The following is a 16,981-nucleotide window of genomic DNA, read 5'->3' as shown; positions in this document are numbered from 1 at the left end:
GCCGCACACCCACTTCACGGCCGAGATCTACGTGCTGTCGAAGGAAGAGGGCGGCCGCCACACCCCGTTCTTCAACAACTACCGTCCCCAGTTCTACTTCCGCACGACGGACGTGACGGGTGCTGTGGAGCTGCCGAAGGACAAGGAAATGGTCATGCCTGGCGACAACGTCGGCATCACCGTGAAGCTGATCGCCCCGATCGCGATGGAAACCGGCCTGCGCTTCGCCATCCGTGAAGGTGGCCGTACCGTCGGCTCCGGCGTCGTCGCCACGATCATCGAGTAAGCTAGTTTTCAAGGCCACAGGGGCATAGCTCAATTGGCAGAGCGTCGGTCTCCAAAACCGAAGGTTGGGGGTTCGAGACCCTCTGCCCCTGCCACCCGCCACTGATCACGGCGGTTGGCTCCCTGGCAACCCAGCATCGGCCCGCGAGAGTGATCTCGGCGGGCCTTGCTGCTGATGGCGACAGCCCCGGCAGCACCCGAAGAAGCCGCTGCAAAGGCGGCGCGTGAAAGACAAGTAATGGCGAATCCTCCCCAAGTCGAGACCGTGACGAGCGGTGCCGACAAGGCCAAGCTGGCCGTTGCGGTGCTGCTGCTGATCGGCGCGCTGGCGGCCTACTACGGCCTGTCCAAGCAAGGTGCACTGGTGCAGTGGGCCTCGCTGCTGGTGCTGCTGGCTGCAGGCGTGGCAGCCTTCTTCACGTCCGAGCATGGCAAGGCGCTGATTGCCTACGGTCGCGATTCGATCCGCGAGGTCAAGAAGGTCGTCTGGCCGACCCGCAAGGAAGCCACCCAGATGACGGGCTACGTGTTCGCCTTCGTCGTCGTCATGGCGCTGTTCCTGTGGCTGACGGACAAGACGCTGGAGTGGGTGCTGTACGACCTGATCCTGGGCTGGAAGCGCTGAGAAGGAACGAGATGAGCGAAGAGCAAAACGTCGCCGCCGCCGAGGCGCCTGCTGGCCTGCCCAAGCGCTGGTATGTCGTCCATGCCTATTCGGGCATGGAGAAGGCTGTCGAGCGCAACCTGCGCGAGCGCATCGACCGCGCCGGCATGCAGGACAAGTTCGGCCGCATCCTCGTGCCGACCGAAGAAGTCGTCGAGCTGAAGAACGGCAAGAAGGCCGTCACCGAGCGCCGCTTCTTCCCGGGCTACGTGCTGGTCGAGATGGTCATGGACGACGACTCCTGGCACCTGGTGAAGCACACGTCCAAGGTGACGGGCTTCGTCGGTGGCGCCAAGAACCGCCCGGCGCCCATCTCGGAGGCCGAGGTCATGAAGATCGTCAACCAGATGCAGGAAGGCGTCGAGAAGCCCCGGCCGAAGGTCGAGTGGACGGTCGGCGAGATCGTGCGCGTCAAGGAAGGCCCCTTCACCGACTTCAATGGCTCCGTCGAGGAAGTCAACTACGACAAGTCCAAGGTGCGGGTGTCGGTCACGATCTTCGGGCGTGCCACGCCGGTGGAGCTCGACTTCGCCCAGGTCGAAAAGGTCTGACTACACGTCGTCGAACTTTTCGCCGCTGCCCGCAGGGCTAAGGCAAAAGTCTGACCGGCGTCCTCGGTGCTCAATGCAGGCGCAGTTGCCCAATATTCGAGCACCAGAGTAGAATCATGGGTTCGGTCGGCGTCCCCAACGTCGGCCCGTGACCAGTCCGCAACGAGAGGCGGACAAGAGGAGCAAAGGTAAGGGTCGATTCTCGAGAGAGGCCCGAGTCCGATGCGCTAGCACTCAGGTGATCCCGCAGGCCGCGGTGTCACTGGATTGGAGAAATCATGGCCAAGAAGATTGTCGGCTTCATCAAGCTGCAAATTCCGGCCGGCAAGGCAAATCCTTCGCCGCCGGTGGGTCCCGCGCTGGGTCAGCGTGGCCTGAACATCATGGAGTTCTGCAAGGCGTTCAACGCCCAGACGTCCGGCGCCGGCTTCGAGCCCGGCATGAAGCTGCCGGTGGTCATCACCGCCTTCGCCGACAAGAGCTTCACCTTCGTCATCAAGTCGCCCCCGGCGACCGTGCTGCTGAAGAAGGCCGCCAAGATCGAAAAGGGCTCGCAGCGCCCCCACCTGGACAAGGTCGGCAAGCTGACCCGCGCCCAGCTGGAAGAGATCGCCAAGATCAAGACCAAGGACCTGACGGCCGCCAACCTGGACGCCGCGGTCAAGACCATCGCTGGCTCCGCCCGTTCGATGGGCATCATCGTGGAGGGTGTCTGACATGGCCAAGCTCACCAAGAAGCAAAAGGCGCTGGCTGGCAAGGTCGAGTCGACCAAGCTGTACCCGCTCGCTGAAGCCCTGGATCTCGTGAAGGGTCTGGCGACCGCCAAGTTCGACGAGTCCATCGACGTGGCCGTGCAGCTTGGCATCGACGCCAAGAAGTCCGACCAGGTCGTTCGTGGCGCCGTCGTGATGCCCAACGGCACCGGCAAGACCAAGCGCGTCGCCGTGTTCGCCCAGGGCGCCAAGGCTGAGGAAGCCAAGGCCGCCGGTGCCGACGTCGTCGGCATGGAAGACCTGGCCGAGCGCGTCAAGGCGGGCGACATGCCCTTCGACGTCGTCATCGCCTCGCCCGACACGATGCGTGTCGTCGGTACGCTGGGTCAGATCCTCGGCCCGCGCGGCCTGATGCCGAACCCGAAGGTCGGTACCGTGACCCCGGACGTTGCCACCGCCGTCAAGAACGCCAAGGCTGGCCAAGTCCAGTTCCGCGTCGACAAGGCCGGCATCATCCACGGCACCATCGGCCGTCGCTCGTTCGACACCGACAAGCTGGAAGGCAACCTGCGCGCGCTGATCGAAGCCCTGAACAAGGCCAAGCCGGCGTCGAGCAAGGGCATCTACCTGCGCAAGGTGGCCGTGTCCTCGACGATGGGCGTTGGCGCCCGCGTCGAAATCGCCTCGATCAACGCTCAGGCCTCCGCAGCCTGAGTGTCGGCCGGGCCCTCATGGCCTGGCTGACGAAGAATCTGCGCGGGGCGAGTCTGGCCCCGGGCATCAAAGATTGGTGGGGCGCGATACCGGTTTGCCGGCATCGCGCGTCATCCAAGACCGCTGGTGGAGACCCCTTAAATCGAAGCTGCCGATCCGTCGGTGGTCGAGAACCAGCGCAGATGGCGGTCCCGCTGAATGAAGCTCGTTCCTGACGTGTTTCTCATCAGATGGTCGCTGAATCCTGGCGCCCCAAGGCCTGATGGCCGAAAGGGCAAATGTGAGGAGTAGACCTTGAGTCTCAATCGCAACGAGAAAGCAGCCGTCGTGAGCGACGTGGCAGCGCAAGCCGCCAAGTCGCAAACGCTTGCGCTGGCCGAGTACCGTGGCCTCACCGTGGAAGCCTTGAACAAGCTGCGCGTCGACGCACGGTCCAAGGGTGTCTATCTTCACGTGCTGAAGAACACCCTGGCCCGTCGCGCCGTCGCCGGCACCCCGTTCGAGGCTGCCTCGGAGAGCATGGTCGGTCCGCTGATCTACGGCTTTTCGGAAGACGCTGTCGCGGCTGCCAAAGTCATCGCTGACTTTGCCAAGACCAACGACAAGCTCGTCATCAAGGGCGGTGCCTACGGCGGCAAGGCTCTGGACGTGAACGGCGTGAAGGCGCTGGCATCCGTCCCGAGCAAGGAAGTGCTGCTGTCGCAAATCGCCGGCCTGCTCAAGTCGCCGGTGCAGCGCACCGCGGCCGTGCTGGCTGCCCTGGCCCAACAGCGTGGTGGTGGCGCCGAAGCCGCCGCCGAAGCGCCTGCGGCCTGATCGACGAACACCGCGTTCATACGCAAACCATCTGTTATTTAGGAACACATCATGGCATTCGATAAAGACGCTTTCCTGACCGCCCTGGACAGCATGACCGTCCTGGAACTGAACGACCTGGTCAAGGCAATTGAAGAGAAGTTCGGCGTGTCCGCCGCTTCGATGGCTGCTCCGGCTGCCGGTGGCGCCGCTGGTGGTGCCGCTGCCGCCGCTGAAGAGAAGACCGAGTTCAACGTCGTTCTGACCGACGCTGGCGCCCAGAAGGTCGGCGTCATCAAGGCCGTCCGCGAAATCACGGGCCTGGGCCTGAAGGAAGCCAAGGACCTGGTCGACGGCGCTCCGAAGAACGTCAAGGAAGGCATCTCCAAGGCCGATGCCGAAGCCGCTGTCAAGAAGCTGGTCGAAGCCGGCGCCAAGGCCGAAATGAAGTAAATCGGTGCGGCGGGCCTGGCCCCGCCGACCGAATCCGGTTTGTCCGGATTCAAAAAAGGGGTCGCCTTCGGGCTTCCCCTTTTTTGTCTTTGCGGGTTTATCCCGTGGAGAACAGCTGAAAGAGCCGCGCGGCGTATGATGCGCGGTTCTTTCACGTGTTCTCTGATCCGACTGCAGAGAACCAGTTTGGTCGGACTTTGGTAAGCCTTCAACGCGAGGCCAGAGTTGTCCGCCAGCGGTTGGTAGTGGCCAACCACCAAGCTAGGCAGCCACCCGTCCTGGGTGCGTGAGCCAGCCAGTCGCCGACGCGGTGCGTCCCACGGCCGGGGGCGCACTCGACACGGAGTGTTTATGGCGCAAGCAACCCCCTACAGCTACACCGAGCGCAAGCGGATCCGCAAGAGCTTCGGCAAGCGCGAGAGCGTTCTCAACGTTCCTTACCTGCTCACGATGCAGAAGGACAGCTACGTGGCCTTCCTGCAGAAGGACGTGGCCCCCGCCAAACGCAAGCCCGAAGGGCTGCAGGCGGCTTTCCTGTCGGCGTTCCCGATTGTTTCGCACAACGGTTTCGTCGAGATGAAGTTCCTTGAGTACAACATCGCCAAGCCGCCGTTCGACACCCGCGAGTGCCAGCAGCGGGGGTTGACCTACGCAGCCGCCGTGCGCGCGCGCCTGCAAATGATCATCTACGACCGTGAATCGCCCCAGGCGAAGACCGTCAAGGAGATCAAGGAGCAAGAGGTCTACATGGGCGAAGTGCCCTTGATGACCGACTACGGCTCCTTCATCGTCAACGGCACCGAGCGCGTCATCGTGTCGCAGCTGCACCGTTCGCCGGGCGTGTTCTTCGAGCACGACAAGGGCAAGACGCACTCGTCGGGCAAGCTGCTGTTCAGCGCCCGCATCATTCCCTACCGCGGCTCCTGGCTGGACTTCGAGTTCGACCCGAAGGACATCCTGTACTTCCGCGTCGACCGCCGCCGCAAGATGCCGGTCACGATCCTGCTGAAGGCCATCGGCCTGAACCCCGAGCAGATCCTGGCCCACTTCTTCGTGTTCGACAACTTCCGCCTGATGGACGTCGGCGCGCAGCTCGAATTCGTCGCCGATCGCCTGAAGGGTGAAGTCGCCCGCTTCGACATCGTCGACAAGTCGGGTGCCGTCATCGTCGAGAAGGACAAGCGCATCACTGCTCGCCATGTGCGCCAGCTGGAGCAGTCCGGCACGCAGCACATCTCCGTGCCGGAAGACTTCCTGGTCGGCCGCGTGCTGGCCAAGAACATGATCGACGCCGACACCGGCGAGATCATCGCCAAGGCCAATGACGAGCTGACCGAAGCGCTGCTGAAGAAGCTGCGCGCGGCAGGCGTCAAGGAAATCCAGTGCCTCTACACCAACGAACTGGACGAAGGCGCCTACATCTCGCAGACGCTGGCGTCTGACGAAACGTCGGACCAGCTGGCGGCTCGTGTCGCCATCTACCGCATGATGCGCCCCGGCGAGCCGCCGACGGAAGACGCCGTCGAGGCCCTGTTCAACCGCCTGTTCTACAGCACCGACACCTACGACCTGAGCCGCGTCGGCCGCATGAAGTTCAACGCGCGTGTCGGCCGTGACACGCCGGAAGGCACGATGAACCTCTCCAACGAGGACATCCTTGACGTCGTCAAGATCCTCGTCGAACTGCGCAATGGCCGCGGTGAAGTGGACGACATCGACCACCTGGGCAACCGTCGCGTCCGTTGTGTCGGCGAACTGGCCGAGAACCAGTACCGCTCGGGTCTCGCTCGCATCGAGAAGGCCGTCAAGGAGCGTCTGGGCCAGGCCGAGACCGAAGCGCTGATGCCGCACGACCTGATCAACTCCAAGCCGATCTCCGCGGCGCTGAAGGAGTTCTTCGGTGCGTCGCAGCTGTCCCAGTTCATGGACCAGACCAACCCGCTGTCCGAGATCACGCACAAGCGTCGCGTCTCGGCCCTCGGCCCGGGCGGTCTGACCCGCGAGCGCGCCGGCTTCGAAGTCCGTGACGTGCACCCGACCCATTACGGTCGCGTCTGCCCAATCGAAACGCCGGAAGGCCCGAACATCGGCCTGATCAACTCGCTGGCCTTGTACGCGCAACTGAACGAATACGGCTTCCTGGAAACGCCGTACCGTCGCGTCGTGGACGGCAAGGTCACCGACCAGATCGACTACCTGTCCGCCATCGAGGAAGGCAAGTACGTCATCGCGCAGGCCAATGCGACGCTGAACGCCGAAGGTTCGCTGACCGACGAGTTGGTCTCTGCCCGTGAAAACGGCGAATCGGTGCTGACGTCGCCGGAGCGCATCCAGTACATGGACGTGGCGCCTACGCAGATCGTGTCGGTCGCCGCCTCGCTGGTGCCCTTCCTGGAGCACGACGACGCGAACCGCGCGCTGATGGGCGCCAACATGCAGCGCCAGGCCGTGCCGGTGCTGCGTCCCGAGAAGGCCTTTGTCGGTACGGGCGTCGAGCGCGTCGCGGCGAAGGACTCGGGCACGGTGGTCGCGGCTCGCCGCGGCGGCGTGGTCGACTATGTCGACACCAACCGCATCGTGATCCGCGTGAACGATGACGAGACCGTGGCCGGTGAGGTCGGTGTCGACATCTACAACCTGATCAAGTACCAGCGTTCCAACCAGAACACCAACATCCACCAGCGCCCGATCGTGCGCCGTGGCGACAAGGTGGCGGCCGAGGACATCATTGCCGACGGCGCTTCCACCGACATCGGTGAACTGGCCCTGGGCCAGAACATGCTGGTCGCGTTCATGCCGTGGAACGGCTACAACTTCGAGGACTCGATCCTCATCAGCGAACGCGTCATCGCCGAAGACCGCTACACCTCGATCCACATCGAGGAGCTGGTCGTCAACGCGCGTGACACCAAGCTGGGCGCCGAGGAAATCACCCGCGATATCCCGAACCTGTCCGAGCAACAGCTGGGCCGTCTGGATGAGTCCGGCATCGTCTACATCGGTGCCGAGGTGAACCCGGGCGACGTGCTGGTCGGCAAGGTCACGCCGAAGGGCGAGACCACGCTGACGCCGGAAGAGAAGCTGCTGCGCGCGATCTTCGGCGAGAAGGCGTCTGACGTGAAGGACACGTCGCTGCGCGTCGACCAGGGCACCAGCGGCACCGTCATTGACGTGCAGGTCTTCACCCGTGAAGGCATCCAGCGCGACAAGCGCGCCCAGCAGATCATCGACGACGAGCTCAAGCGCTACCGCCTGGACCTGAACGACCAACTGCGCATCGTCGAGAGCGACGCCTTCGACCGTATCGAGAAGCTGCTGGTCGGCAAGATCGCCAATGGCGGCCCGCAGAAGATCGCCAAGGGCACGAAGATCGACAAGGAGTACCTGGCCTCGGTCGAGAAGTTCCACTGGTTCGACGTGCGCCCGGCCGAAGAAGAAGTTGCCAATCAGCTCGAGTCGATCAAGAACGCGCTGGACCAGACGCGTCACAGCTTCGACCTGGCCTTCGAAGAGAAGCGCAAGAAGCTGACGCAAGGCGATGAGCTGCCCGCCGGCGTGCTGAAGATGGTCAAGGTCTACCTGGCCGTCAAGCGCCGCCTGCAGCCTGGCGACAAGATGGCCGGCCGTCACGGCAACAAGGGTGTGGTGTCCAAGGTCACCCCGATCGAGGACATGCCCTACATGGCCGACGGTACGCCTGCCGACATCGTGCTGAACCCGCTGGGCGTCCCGTCGCGGATGAACGTGGGTCAGGTGCTGGAAGTGCATCTGGGCTGGGCCGGCAAGGGCATCGGGCAGCGCATCGGCGACATGCTGCAGCAGCACAGCAAGGTGGCTGAGCTGCGCAAGCTGTTCGACGAGCTCTACAACCAGAGCGGCGGCAAGACCGAGAACATCGACGACCTGACGGACGCCGAGGTCTTGGAAATGGCCGAGAACCTGTCCAAGGGCGTGCCCTTCGCGACACCGGTCTTTGACGGCGCCAAGGAAGAGGAAATCCGCGGCATGCTGAAGCTGGCCTACCCGGACGATATCGCTGCCAAGAAGGGCCTGACCGAGACCCGCACGCAGGCCTGGCTGTGCGACGGCCGCACCGGCGAGCAGTTCGAGCGCCCGGTCACCGTCGGCTACATGCACGTGCTGAAGCTGCACCACTTGGTGGACGACAAGATGCACGCCCGCTCGACCGGCCCGTACTCGCTCGTCACGCAGCAGCCGCTGGGCGGCAAGGCGCAGTTCGGTGGCCAGCGCTTCGGCGAAATGGAAGTCTGGGCGCTGGAAGCCTACGGCGCCTCGTACATCCTGCAGGAAATGCTGACCGTCAAGTCCGACGACGTGAACGGTCGCACCAAGGTCTACGAAAGCATCGTCAAGGGCGAACACGCCATCGAAGCGGGCATGCCCGAATCGTTCAATGTGCTGGTCAAGGAAATCCGCTCCTTGGGCATCGACATTGAACTGGAACGCAATTAAGGAGCAGATGCATGAAGGGACTACTCGACCTTTTCAAGCAATTCACCCCCGATGAGCATTTCGATGCCATCAAGATCGGTCTGGCTTCTCCGGAGAAGATCCGCAGCTGGTCGTTCGGCGAGGTGAAGAAGCCCGAGACCATCAACTACCGCACCTTCAAGCCCGAGCGTGACGGCCTGTTCTGCGCCAAGATCTTTGGCCCGATCAAGGACTACGAGTGCCTGTGCGGCAAGTACAAGCGACTGAAGCACCGCGGCGTCATCTGCGAGAAGTGCGGCGTTGAAGTCACTCAGACCAAGGTGCGCCGCGAGCGCATGGGCCACATCGACCTGGCCGCACCTTGCGCCCACATCTGGTTCCTGAAGTCGCTGCCGTCGCGTCTGGGCCTGGTGCTCGACATGACGCTGCGCGACATCGAGCGCGTGCTGTACTTCGAAGCCTACGTCGTCGTCGACCCGGGCATGACGCCGCTGAAGAAGTTCTCGATCATGAGCGAGGACGACTACGACGCGAAGCGCGTCGAGTACGGTGACGAGTTCATCGCGCTGATGGGCGCAGAGGGCGTGAAGAAGCTGCTGGAGGACATGGATCTCGACATCGAGATCGACCGCCTGCGCAACGACATGACCGGCTCCGAGCTCAAGGTCAAGAAGAACTCCAAGCGCCTGAAGGTCATGGAGGCCTTCAAGAAGTCCGGCATCAAGCCGAACTGGATGGTCATGGACGTGCTGCCGGTGCTGCCGCCGGACCTGCGTCCGCTCGTCCCCCTGGACGGCGGCCGCTTCGCGACCTCCGACCTGAACGACCTCTACCGTCGCGTCATCAACCGCAACAACCGCCTGGCCCGTCTGCTGGAGCTGAAGGCCCCTGAGATCATCGTGCGCAACGAAAAGCGCATGCTGCAGGAAGCCGTCGACTCGCTGCTGGACAACGGCCGCCGCGGCAAGGCGATGACCGGCGCGAACAAGCGTGCCCTCAAGTCGCTGGCCGACATGATCAAGGGCAAGAGCGGTCGTTTCCGTCAGAACTTGCTGGGCAAGCGCGTGGACTACTCGGGCCGTTCGGTGATTACCGTCGGTCCGTACCTGAAGCTTCACCAGTGCGGCCTGCCCAAGCTGATGGCGCTGGAGCTGTTCAAGCCCTTCATCTTCAGCCGTCTCGAAGCCATGGGCATCGCGACGACGATCAAGGCTGCGAAGAAGGAAGTCGAATCCGGCACGCCGGTGGTCTGGGACATTCTTGAAGAAGTCATCAAGGAACACCCGGTCCTGCTGAACCGCGCCCCGACGCTGCACCGCCTCGGCATCCAGGCCTTCGAGCCCGTGCTGATCGAAGGCAAAGCCATCCAGCTGCATCCGCTCGTCTGCTCGGCCTTCAACGCCGACTTCGACGGTGACCAGATGGCCGTTCACGTGCCGCTGTCGATCGAAGCTCAGATGGAAGCCCGCACGCTGATGCTGGCCTCCAACAATGTGCTGTTCCCCGCGTCCGGCGAGCCCTCCATCGTCCCGTCGCAAGACGTGGTGCTGGGCCTGTACTACGCCACTCGCGAGCGCACCAACGGCAAGGGCGAAGGCCTGATCTTCTCGGACATCCCCGAAGTGATCCGCGCGCTGGAAAACGGCGTCGTCGAGATTACGGCCAAGATCAGCGTGCGCCTGACCGAGTGGACCAAGAACAAGGAAACGGGCGAGTTCGAGCCCGAGACCAAGCTCGTGGACACCACGGTCGGCCGTGCGTTGCTGTCCGAGATCCTGCCCAAGGGCCTGCCGTTCTCGAACATCAACAAGGCGCTGAAGAAGAAGGAAATCTCGCGTCTCATCAACACGAGCTTCCGTAAGTGCGGCCTGAAGGAAACCGTGGTGCTGGCCGACAAGCTGCTGCAAAGCGGCTTCCGCCTGGCCACGCGCGCCGGCATCTCGATCGCCATCGATGACATGCTGGTGCCCGCGCAGAAGCACACGCTGATCGAGCGCGCCGAGAGCGAGGTCAAGGAGATCGAGCAGCAGTACGTCTCGGGTCTCGTGACCGCCGGCGAGCGCTACAACAAGGTGGTGGACATCTGGGGCAAGGCCGGTGACGAAATCGGCAAGAAGATGATGGACCACCTGAAGGTCGAAAAGACGATCGACCGTCACGGCAAGACCGTTGATCAGGAGTCGTTCAACTCGATCTACATGATGGCCGACTCGGGCGCGCGGGGTTCCGCCGCCCAGATCCGCCAGCTGGCCGGCATGCGCGGCCTGATGGCCAAGCCGGACGGCTCGATCATCGAGACGCCCATCACGGCGAACTTCCGTGAAGGCCTGAACGTGTTGCAGTACTTCATCTCCACCCACGGTGCTCGTAAGGGCCTGGCGGATACGGCGCTGAAGACCGCGAACTCCGGCTACCTGACGCGTCGTCTGGTCGACGTGACCCAGGATCTGGTCGTCATCGAAGACGATTGCGGCACCGACAACGGCATGGCTATGCGCGCCCTGGTCGAAGGCGGTGAAGTCATCGAATCGCTGCGCGACCGCGTGCTGGGCCGCGTGACCGCCATCGACGTTGTCCACCCCGAGACGCAAGCCACGCTGCTGACTGCCGGCAAGATGCTCGACGAGGACACCCTCGACGTGCTGGAGCAGGCCGGCGTCGACGAGATCAAGGTCCGCACGCCGCTGACCTGCGGCACGCGCTTCGGTCTGTGCGCCAAGTGCTATGGACGCGACCTCGGCCGCGGCGGCCTGGTCAACGTCGGTGAGGCCGTGGGCGTCATTGCCGCGCAGTCCATCGGTGAACCGGGCACGCAGCTGACGATGCGGACCTTCCACATCGGTGGCGCCGCGTCCCGCGCGGCCGTCGCCTCCAGCGTGGAAGCCAAGTCGGACGGCATCATCGGCTTCAACGCCACGATGCGCTACGTGACCAACGGCAAGGGCGAGCTGGTCGTGATTTCCCGCTCTGGCGAGATCGTCATCTCCGACCCGCACGGCCGCGAGCGCGAGCGCCACAAGGTGCCGTACGGCGCGATCCTGAACGTCAAGCCTGACCAGCAGATCAAGGCGGGTATCGTGCTGGCCAACTGGGACCCGCTGACCCGCCCGATCATCACGGAATTCGCCGGTCAGGCGAAGTTCGAGAACGTCGAGGAAGGCGTGACCGTCGCCAAGCAGGTGGACGAGGTGACCGGCCTGTCGACGCTGGTCGTCATCGACCCGAAGCGCCGCGGCGCCGCCAAGATCATCCGCCCGCAGGTCAAGCTGCTGGATGCGCAAGGCCACGAGGTCAAGATCCCCGGTACCGACCACTCGGTGGCCATCGGCTTCCAGGTCGGCTCGCTGATCCAGATCCGCGACGGCCAGGAACTGCTGCCTGGTGAAGTGCTCGCCCGCATCCCGGTCGAAGGCCAGAAGACCCGTGACATTACCGGCGGTCTGCCGCGTGTGGCCGAGCTCTTCGAAGCCCGCTCGCCGAAGGACGTCGGCGTGTTGGCTGAGCAGACCGGTACCGTGTCGTTCGGCAAGGAGACCAAGGGCAAGATCCGCCTGCAGATCACCGACCCGGACGGCAAGGCCCACGAGGAACTCGTGCCCAAGGAAAAGAACATCCTCGTGCACGAAGGCCAAGTGGTGAACCGCGGCGAACTGATCGTCGACGGCGCTGCAGACCCGCAGGACATCCTGCGCCTGCTGGGCATCGAGGAACTGGCGCGCTACATCGTCGACGAGGTCCAGGACGTGTACCGACTTCAGGGCGTGAAGATCAACGACAAGCACATCGAGGTGATCGTTCGCCAGATGCTGCGTCGTGTGGTCATCACCAACCCGGGTGACTCGCACTACATCCTCAACGAGCAGGTCGAGCGCTCTGAACTGCTGGATACCAACGACAAGCTGCGCGCCGAAGGCAAGCTGACCGCCACGTACTCCGACGTGCTGCTGGGCATCACCAAGGCCTCGCTGTCGACGGACTCCTTCATCTCCGCCGCGTCCTTCCAGGAAACGACCCGCGTGCTCACCGAGGCTGCCATCATGGGCAAGCGCGACGAGCTGCGTGGCCTGAAGGAAAACGTCATCGTCGGCCGCCTGATCCCCGCCGGCACCGGCATGGCCTTCCACGAGGCTCGCCGCGCCAAGGAAGCGATGGACGACGCCGAGCGCCGTGCCATTGCGCTGCAGGAGGCCGAGGAACTGGCCGCCGCGCAGATGGCGGACGTGGACGCCGCCGGCCACTCGGACGAGTAAGCCCTGGGGCTCCCGCCCCTCAAGCCGCCCCGGTTTGCGCCGTGGGCGGCTTTTTCATTCCAACGACCAGTGCTCCGGCTTGGTGATGCGCAGCCCGCGCGGCGCGGCGCGCCTGGCCAGCGTCAGCAGGGCCTTGTCCCGTGACACCAGCCAGTGGGCGCCGCGCGCCAGCGCCAGGTCGATGAACTTCTGGTCATCCGGGTCGCGGCATACGAGGCGAGGCGACGGCGTCGCCTGTTCGACGGCCTCGGCGTGCGCGTCGAAATGCGCCTCGACGAGGGCAATGTCCGGCGCATAGCGCGCCGCCACGCCGCGACCGAGCACGTGGCGGATCTCATCGCGCATGGCCGGCGCGACCCACCAGCGCACCGCGCCCGCTCGCAATGCGACCCCGAGCGCCTGCACGCGCGGGTCGTTGAAGACGAGCCAGTCCATGACCACCTGCGTGTCGACGACGATGCCAGGGCGGCGGTCATGGCCGCTGGCGGGGGAGGGGGTGGGCGAGGGCGCAACGTCCATCCGCGCAGCTTAACCGCCGGCCTTGTGCCAGCAACCCCGACGGTCTACAATCGCCGGCTCTTCGCCTTTTGGGCGTGTTTTGCCATGGGCGCGCGAAAGCGCTTCCGTCAAGCCTGAACATTGCGCCCCGGAGTTCCGAAGTTCACTGACTTCAAACGGGAACAAGTCGTTTTATGCCAACCATCAATCAACTCGTGCGCCACGGCCGTGAAGCCGAGGTCACGAAGTCCAAGTCGCCTGCGATGCAGAACTGCCCGCAGCGCCGCGGTGTATGCACCCGCGTCTACACCACCACGCCGAAGAAGCCGAACTCCGCTCTGCGTAAGGTCGCCAAGGTGCGCCTGACCAACGGCTTCGAGGTCATTTCCTACATCGGCGGCGAAGGCCACAACCTGCAAGAGCACAGCGTCGTGCTGGTGCGCGGCGGCCGGGTGAAGGATCTGCCGGGTGTGCGTTACCACATCGTGCGCGGTTCGCTTGACCTGCAAGGCGTCAAGGATCGCAAGCAGTCGCGCTCCAAGTACGGCGCGAAGCGTCCGAAGAAGTAAATCGTTTGTTCGGTTCAGTCGCCACTGACTGATCCAACGTTGTTGCGGCTGTTCAGCAGCCGAGTAAGTGGACAAGCCCCAGAAGTTGGTGGTTGTCCAGCGGAGCGAGGCAAAAGCCCCTCCAACTGAAGCAGAAGGAAGAATCCCATGCCACGTCGTCGCGAAGTACCCAAGCGCGAGATCCTGCCCGATCCCAAGTTCGGTTCCGTTGATCTGTCCAAGTTCATGAACGTCATCATGGAATCGGGCAAGAAGGCCGTTGCCGAGCGCATCATCTATGGTGCCCTCGACCAGGTCGAGAAGAAGGCCGGCAAGGACCCGCTGGAAGTGTTCATGGTCGCCCTGAACAACGTGAAGCCTATGGTCGAAGTGAAGTCCCGCCGTGTGGGCGGTGCGAACTACCAAGTTCCCGTGGAAGTTCGCCCCGTCCGCCGGATGGCCCTCGCCATGCGCTGGCTCAAGGAATCGGCGCGCAAGCGTGGTGAGAAGTCGATGGCCCAACGCCTGGCCAATGAACTGCTGGAGGCCTCTGAAGGTCGCGGCGGCGCGATGAAGAAGCGCGACGAAGTTCATCGCATGGCAGAAGCCAACAAGGCCTTCTCGCACTTCCGCTTCTAAACTCACCGCCTTTCGGCCGCCTCGGGTTTACACCAACCCGCTGGCGGCTCCTGTCTTCTGGAGCAAACCATGGCCCGCAAAACCCCCATCGAGCGCTACCGCAACATCGGTATCTCCGCGCACATCGATGCCGGCAAGACCACGACGACCGAACGCATCCTCTACTACACCGGTGTGAACCACAAGATCGGTGAAGTGCACGATGGCGCTGCCACGATGGACTGGATGGAGCAGGAGCAAGAGCGCGGCATCACGATCACGTCGGCCGCGACGACCTGCTTCTGGAAGGGCATGGACATGTCCTACCCCGAGCACCGCTTCAACATCATCGACACCCCCGGACACGTGGACTTCACCATCGAGGTGGAGCGTTCCATGCGCGTGCTGGACGGCGCCTGCATGGTGTACTGCGCCGTGGGTGGCGTGCAGCCCCAGTCCGAGACCGTCTGGCGCCAGGCCAACAAGTACAAGGTGCCCCGCCTCGCGTTCGTCAACAAGATGGACCGCACCGGCGCGAACTTCTTCAAGGTCGTGGACCAGATGAAGACCCGCCTGAAGGCCAATCCCGTGCCCGTGGTCATTCCCATCGGCGCCGAGGAAAACTTCAAGGGCGTGGTGGACCTGTTCAAGATGAAGGCCATCATCTGGGACGAGGCGTCCCAGGGCATGAAGTTCACCTTCGAAGACATCCCTGCTGACCTGGTCGAAGTGGCTCAGGAATGGCGCGAGAAGATGGTCGAGGCGGCTGCCGAAGCCACCGAAGAGCTGATGAACAAGTACCTCGAGACGGGCGACCTGACCGAGGAAGAAATCAAGACGGCCATCCGCCAGCGCACTATCGCGACGGAAATCCAGCCGATGCTGTGTGGCACCGCGTTCAAGAACAAGGGTGTGCAGCGCATGCTGGACGCCGTTATCGACTTCTTGCCGTCGCCGCTGGACATCCCCCCGGTCTCGGGCACGGACGAAGACGACAAGCCGATCACGCGTCAACGCACCGACGAAGAAAAGTTCTCGGCGCTGGCGTTCAAGCTGATGACCGACCCCTACGTCGGTCAGCTGACCTTCGTGCGCGTGTACTCGGGCGTGCTGCAATCTGGCGCGACCGTCTACAACCCGATCCGCGGCAAGAAGGAGCGTATCGGCCGGATTCTGCAGATGCACGCCAACCAGCGTGAGGAAATCAAGGAAATTCTGGCTGGCGACATCGCGGCCTGCGTGGGCTTGAAGGACGTCACCACGGGCGAAACCCTGTGCGATCCGGACAGCATCATCACGCTGGAAAAGATGATCTTCCCGGAGCCGGTGATCTCGCAGGCTGTCGAGCCGAAGACCAAGGCCGACCAGGAAAAGATGGGCCTGGCGCTCGGTCGTCTGGCTGCTGAAGACCCGTCCTTCCGTCTGCGCACGGACGAAGAATCCGGCCAGACCATCATCTCCGGCATGGGCGAGTTGCACCTGGAAATCATTGTCGACCGCATGAAGCGCGAGTTCGGCGTGGAAGCCAATGTCGGCAAGCCGCAGGTGGCCTACCGCGAAACCATCCGCAAGACCGCGACCGACGTCGAAGGCAAGTTCGTTCGCCAGTCCGGCGGCAAGGGCCAGTACGGTCACGTCGTGCTGACGCTCGAGCCGCAAGAGCCGGGCAAGGGCTTCGAGTTCGTTGACGCCATCAAGGGCGGTGTGGTTCCCCGTGAATACATCCCCGCGGTCGAGAAGGGCATCATCGACAGCCTGCCGAACGGCGTGCTGGCCGGCTTCCCGGTCGTCGACGTGAAGGCCACGCTGACCTTCGGTTCGTACCACGACGTGGACTCGAACGAAAACGCGTTCAAGATGGCCGCGTCCATGGGTTTCAAGGAAGCCATGCGCCGCGCCAGCCCCGTCATCCTCGAGCCGATGATGGCCGTGGAAGTCGAAACGCCGGAAGACTACGCCGGTACCGTCATGGGTGACCTGTCCAGCCGTCGTGGCATGGTGCAGGGCATGGACGACATGGTCGGCGGTGGCAAGGTCATCAAGGCCGAAGTGCCGCTGAGCGAAATGTTCGGCTACTCCACGTCGCTGCGCTCGGCCACGCAAGGCCGCGCCACCTACACGATGGAGTTCAAGCACTACTCCGAAGCGCCGAAGAACGTCGCCGACGCCATCATCACGGCGCGCGGCAAGTCCTGATCCGCTTCTACTGAATCGTCTTCGCGGTGACCCGCCCGTTTCGCCAGTCGGCGGGAATCACGGGCATCGCGGAAACGCTAAACCGACAGACTGGCGACACGCTCTTTTTGGAGATTTGAAATGGCAAAAGGCAAGTTTGAACGGACCAAGCCGCACGTGAACGTGGGCACGATCGGTCACGTGGACCACGGCAAGACCACGCTGACGGCCGCGATCGCGACGGTGCTGTCGAAGAAGTTCGGC

14 protein-coding genes and 1 tRNA gene are annotated in these 16,981 nt (G+C 63.5%); 14 read left to right on the top strand and 1 reads right to left on the bottom strand.

The window, feature by feature from the left end; translation table 11 throughout:
- From LXT13_RS28250 to rpoC, 10 genes are all read left to right on the top strand, one after another.
- On the top strand, positions 1-286 hold a 286-nt coding region (locus LXT13_RS28250), incomplete at its 5' end, for an EF-Tu C-terminal domain-related protein (RefSeq protein ID WP_474100265.1).
- Positions 287-304: 18 nt separating this feature from the next.
- Positions 305-380: transfer RNA gene (locus LXT13_RS28245), tRNA-Trp, on the top strand.
- A gap of 143 nt (positions 381-523) precedes the next feature.
- Positions 524-910 carry a preprotein translocase subunit SecE gene (gene secE / locus LXT13_RS28240; RefSeq protein ID WP_233375768.1) on the top strand — a complete coding sequence of 129 codons (387 nt, stop codon included), beginning with the start codon at positions 524-526 and terminating at the stop codon, positions 908-910.
- An 11-nt stretch (positions 911-921) separates the two neighbouring features.
- Positions 922-1,500 carry a transcription termination/antitermination protein NusG gene (gene nusG / locus LXT13_RS28235; protein WP_233375767.1) on the top strand — a complete coding sequence of 193 codons (579 nt, stop codon included), beginning with the start codon at positions 922-924 and terminating at the stop codon, positions 1,498-1,500.
- A 278-nt stretch (positions 1,501-1,778) separates the two neighbouring features.
- Positions 1,779-2,216 (top strand): 50S ribosomal protein L11, encoded by a 438-nt coding sequence (rplK, locus tag LXT13_RS28230; RefSeq protein WP_088486376.1) that lies wholly within the window; start codon positions 1,779-1,781, stop codon positions 2,214-2,216.
- A gap of 1 nt (position 2,217) precedes the next feature.
- On the top strand, positions 2,218-2,928 hold the full coding sequence (gene rplA, locus LXT13_RS28225; RefSeq protein ID WP_233375765.1) for a 50S ribosomal protein L1: 711 nt from the start codon (positions 2,218-2,220) through the stop codon (positions 2,926-2,928).
- Positions 2,929-3,222: 294 nt separating this feature from the next.
- Positions 3,223-3,744 (top strand): 50S ribosomal protein L10, encoded by a 522-nt coding sequence (gene rplJ, locus LXT13_RS28220; protein ID WP_233375763.1) that lies wholly within the window; start codon positions 3,223-3,225, stop codon positions 3,742-3,744.
- 51 nt (positions 3,745-3,795) lie between these two features.
- Positions 3,796-4,176: a 50S ribosomal protein L7/L12 gene (rplL, locus tag LXT13_RS28215; RefSeq protein WP_025564475.1), complete on the top strand. Its 381-nt coding sequence runs from the start codon at positions 3,796-3,798 to the stop codon at positions 4,174-4,176.
- 351 nt (positions 4,177-4,527) lie between these two features.
- A complete protein-coding gene (gene rpoB / locus LXT13_RS28210) occupies positions 4,528-8,649 on the top strand; it encodes a DNA-directed RNA polymerase subunit beta (protein WP_233375762.1) in 4,122 nt (1,373 codons plus the stop codon).
- An 11-nt stretch (positions 8,650-8,660) separates the two neighbouring features.
- The gene (gene rpoC / locus LXT13_RS28205) at positions 8,661-12,878 is read left to right on the top strand and encodes a DNA-directed RNA polymerase subunit beta' (RefSeq protein WP_233375760.1); all 4,218 of its coding nucleotides are present in this window, start codon (positions 8,661-8,663) and stop codon (positions 12,876-12,878) included.
- 54 nt (positions 12,879-12,932) lie between these two features.
- On the opposite strand, the gene LXT13_RS28200 is transcribed toward rpoC, so the two are convergent.
- On the bottom strand, positions 12,933-13,397 hold the full coding sequence (locus LXT13_RS28200) for a putative toxin-antitoxin system toxin component, PIN family (protein ID WP_233375758.1): 465 nt from the start codon (positions 13,395-13,397) through the stop codon (positions 12,933-12,935).
- A gap of 173 nt (positions 13,398-13,570) precedes the next feature.
- Here LXT13_RS28200 and rpsL point away from each other — a divergent pair, with 173 nt between their 5' ends.
- The 4 genes from rpsL to LXT13_RS28180 all read left to right on the top strand — a co-directional run.
- Complete coding sequence (gene rpsL / locus LXT13_RS28195) at positions 13,571-13,945, top strand: 30S ribosomal protein S12 (protein WP_056194784.1); 375 nt, start codon at positions 13,571-13,573, stop codon at positions 13,943-13,945.
- Between the two features lie 147 nt (positions 13,946-14,092).
- The gene (gene rpsG / locus LXT13_RS28190) at positions 14,093-14,563 is read left to right on the top strand and encodes a 30S ribosomal protein S7 (RefSeq protein ID WP_233375756.1); all 471 of its coding nucleotides are present in this window, start codon (positions 14,093-14,095) and stop codon (positions 14,561-14,563) included.
- Positions 14,564-14,632: 69 nt separating this feature from the next.
- Positions 14,633-16,738, top strand: a complete 2,106-nt coding sequence (gene fusA, locus LXT13_RS28185) for an elongation factor G (RefSeq protein ID WP_233375755.1) — start codon at positions 14,633-14,635, stop codon at positions 16,736-16,738.
- Between the two features lie 120 nt (positions 16,739-16,858).
- The coding region (locus tag LXT13_RS28180; RefSeq protein WP_017454492.1) for a GTP-binding protein at positions 16,859-16,981 on the top strand (123 nt) is incomplete at its 3' end.

This window comes from Pelomonas cellulosilytica (assembly GCF_021353265.1).
GTDB lineage: Bacteria > Pseudomonadota > Gammaproteobacteria > Burkholderiales > Burkholderiaceae_C > Pelomonas > Pelomonas cellulosilytica.
This window is presented reverse-complemented; position numbering and strand designations above follow the sequence as displayed.

What these genes read in the sequence shown, in the direction of transcription:
- secE (WP_233375768.1), top strand. Translation starts at nt 524, where the DNA reads ATGGCGAATCCTCCCCAAGTCGAGACCGTGACGAGCGGTGCCGACAAG.
- nusG (WP_233375767.1), top strand. Translation starts at nt 922, where the DNA reads ATGAGCGAAGAGCAAAACGTCGCCGCCGCCGAGGCGCCTGCTGGCCTG.
- rplK (WP_088486376.1), top strand. Translation starts at nt 1,779, where the DNA reads ATGGCCAAGAAGATTGTCGGCTTCATCAAGCTGCAAATTCCGGCCGGC.
- rplA (WP_233375765.1), top strand. Translation starts at nt 2,218, where the DNA reads ATGGCCAAGCTCACCAAGAAGCAAAAGGCGCTGGCTGGCAAGGTCGAG.
- rplL (WP_025564475.1), top strand. Translation starts at nt 3,796, where the DNA reads ATGGCATTCGATAAAGACGCTTTCCTGACCGCCCTGGACAGCATGACC.
- rpoB (WP_233375762.1), top strand. Translation starts at nt 4,528, where the DNA reads ATGGCGCAAGCAACCCCCTACAGCTACACCGAGCGCAAGCGGATCCGC.
- rpoC (WP_233375760.1), top strand. Translation starts at nt 8,661, where the DNA reads ATGAAGGGACTACTCGACCTTTTCAAGCAATTCACCCCCGATGAGCAT.
- LXT13_RS28200 (WP_233375758.1), bottom strand. Translation starts at nt 13,397, where the DNA reads ATGGACGTTGCGCCCTCGCCCACCCCCTCCCCCGCCAGCGGCCATGAC.
- rpsL (WP_056194784.1), top strand. Translation starts at nt 13,571, where the DNA reads ATGCCAACCATCAATCAACTCGTGCGCCACGGCCGTGAAGCCGAGGTC.
- rpsG (WP_233375756.1), top strand. Translation starts at nt 14,093, where the DNA reads ATGCCACGTCGTCGCGAAGTACCCAAGCGCGAGATCCTGCCCGATCCC.
- fusA (WP_233375755.1), top strand. Translation starts at nt 14,633, where the DNA reads ATGGCCCGCAAAACCCCCATCGAGCGCTACCGCAACATCGGTATCTCC.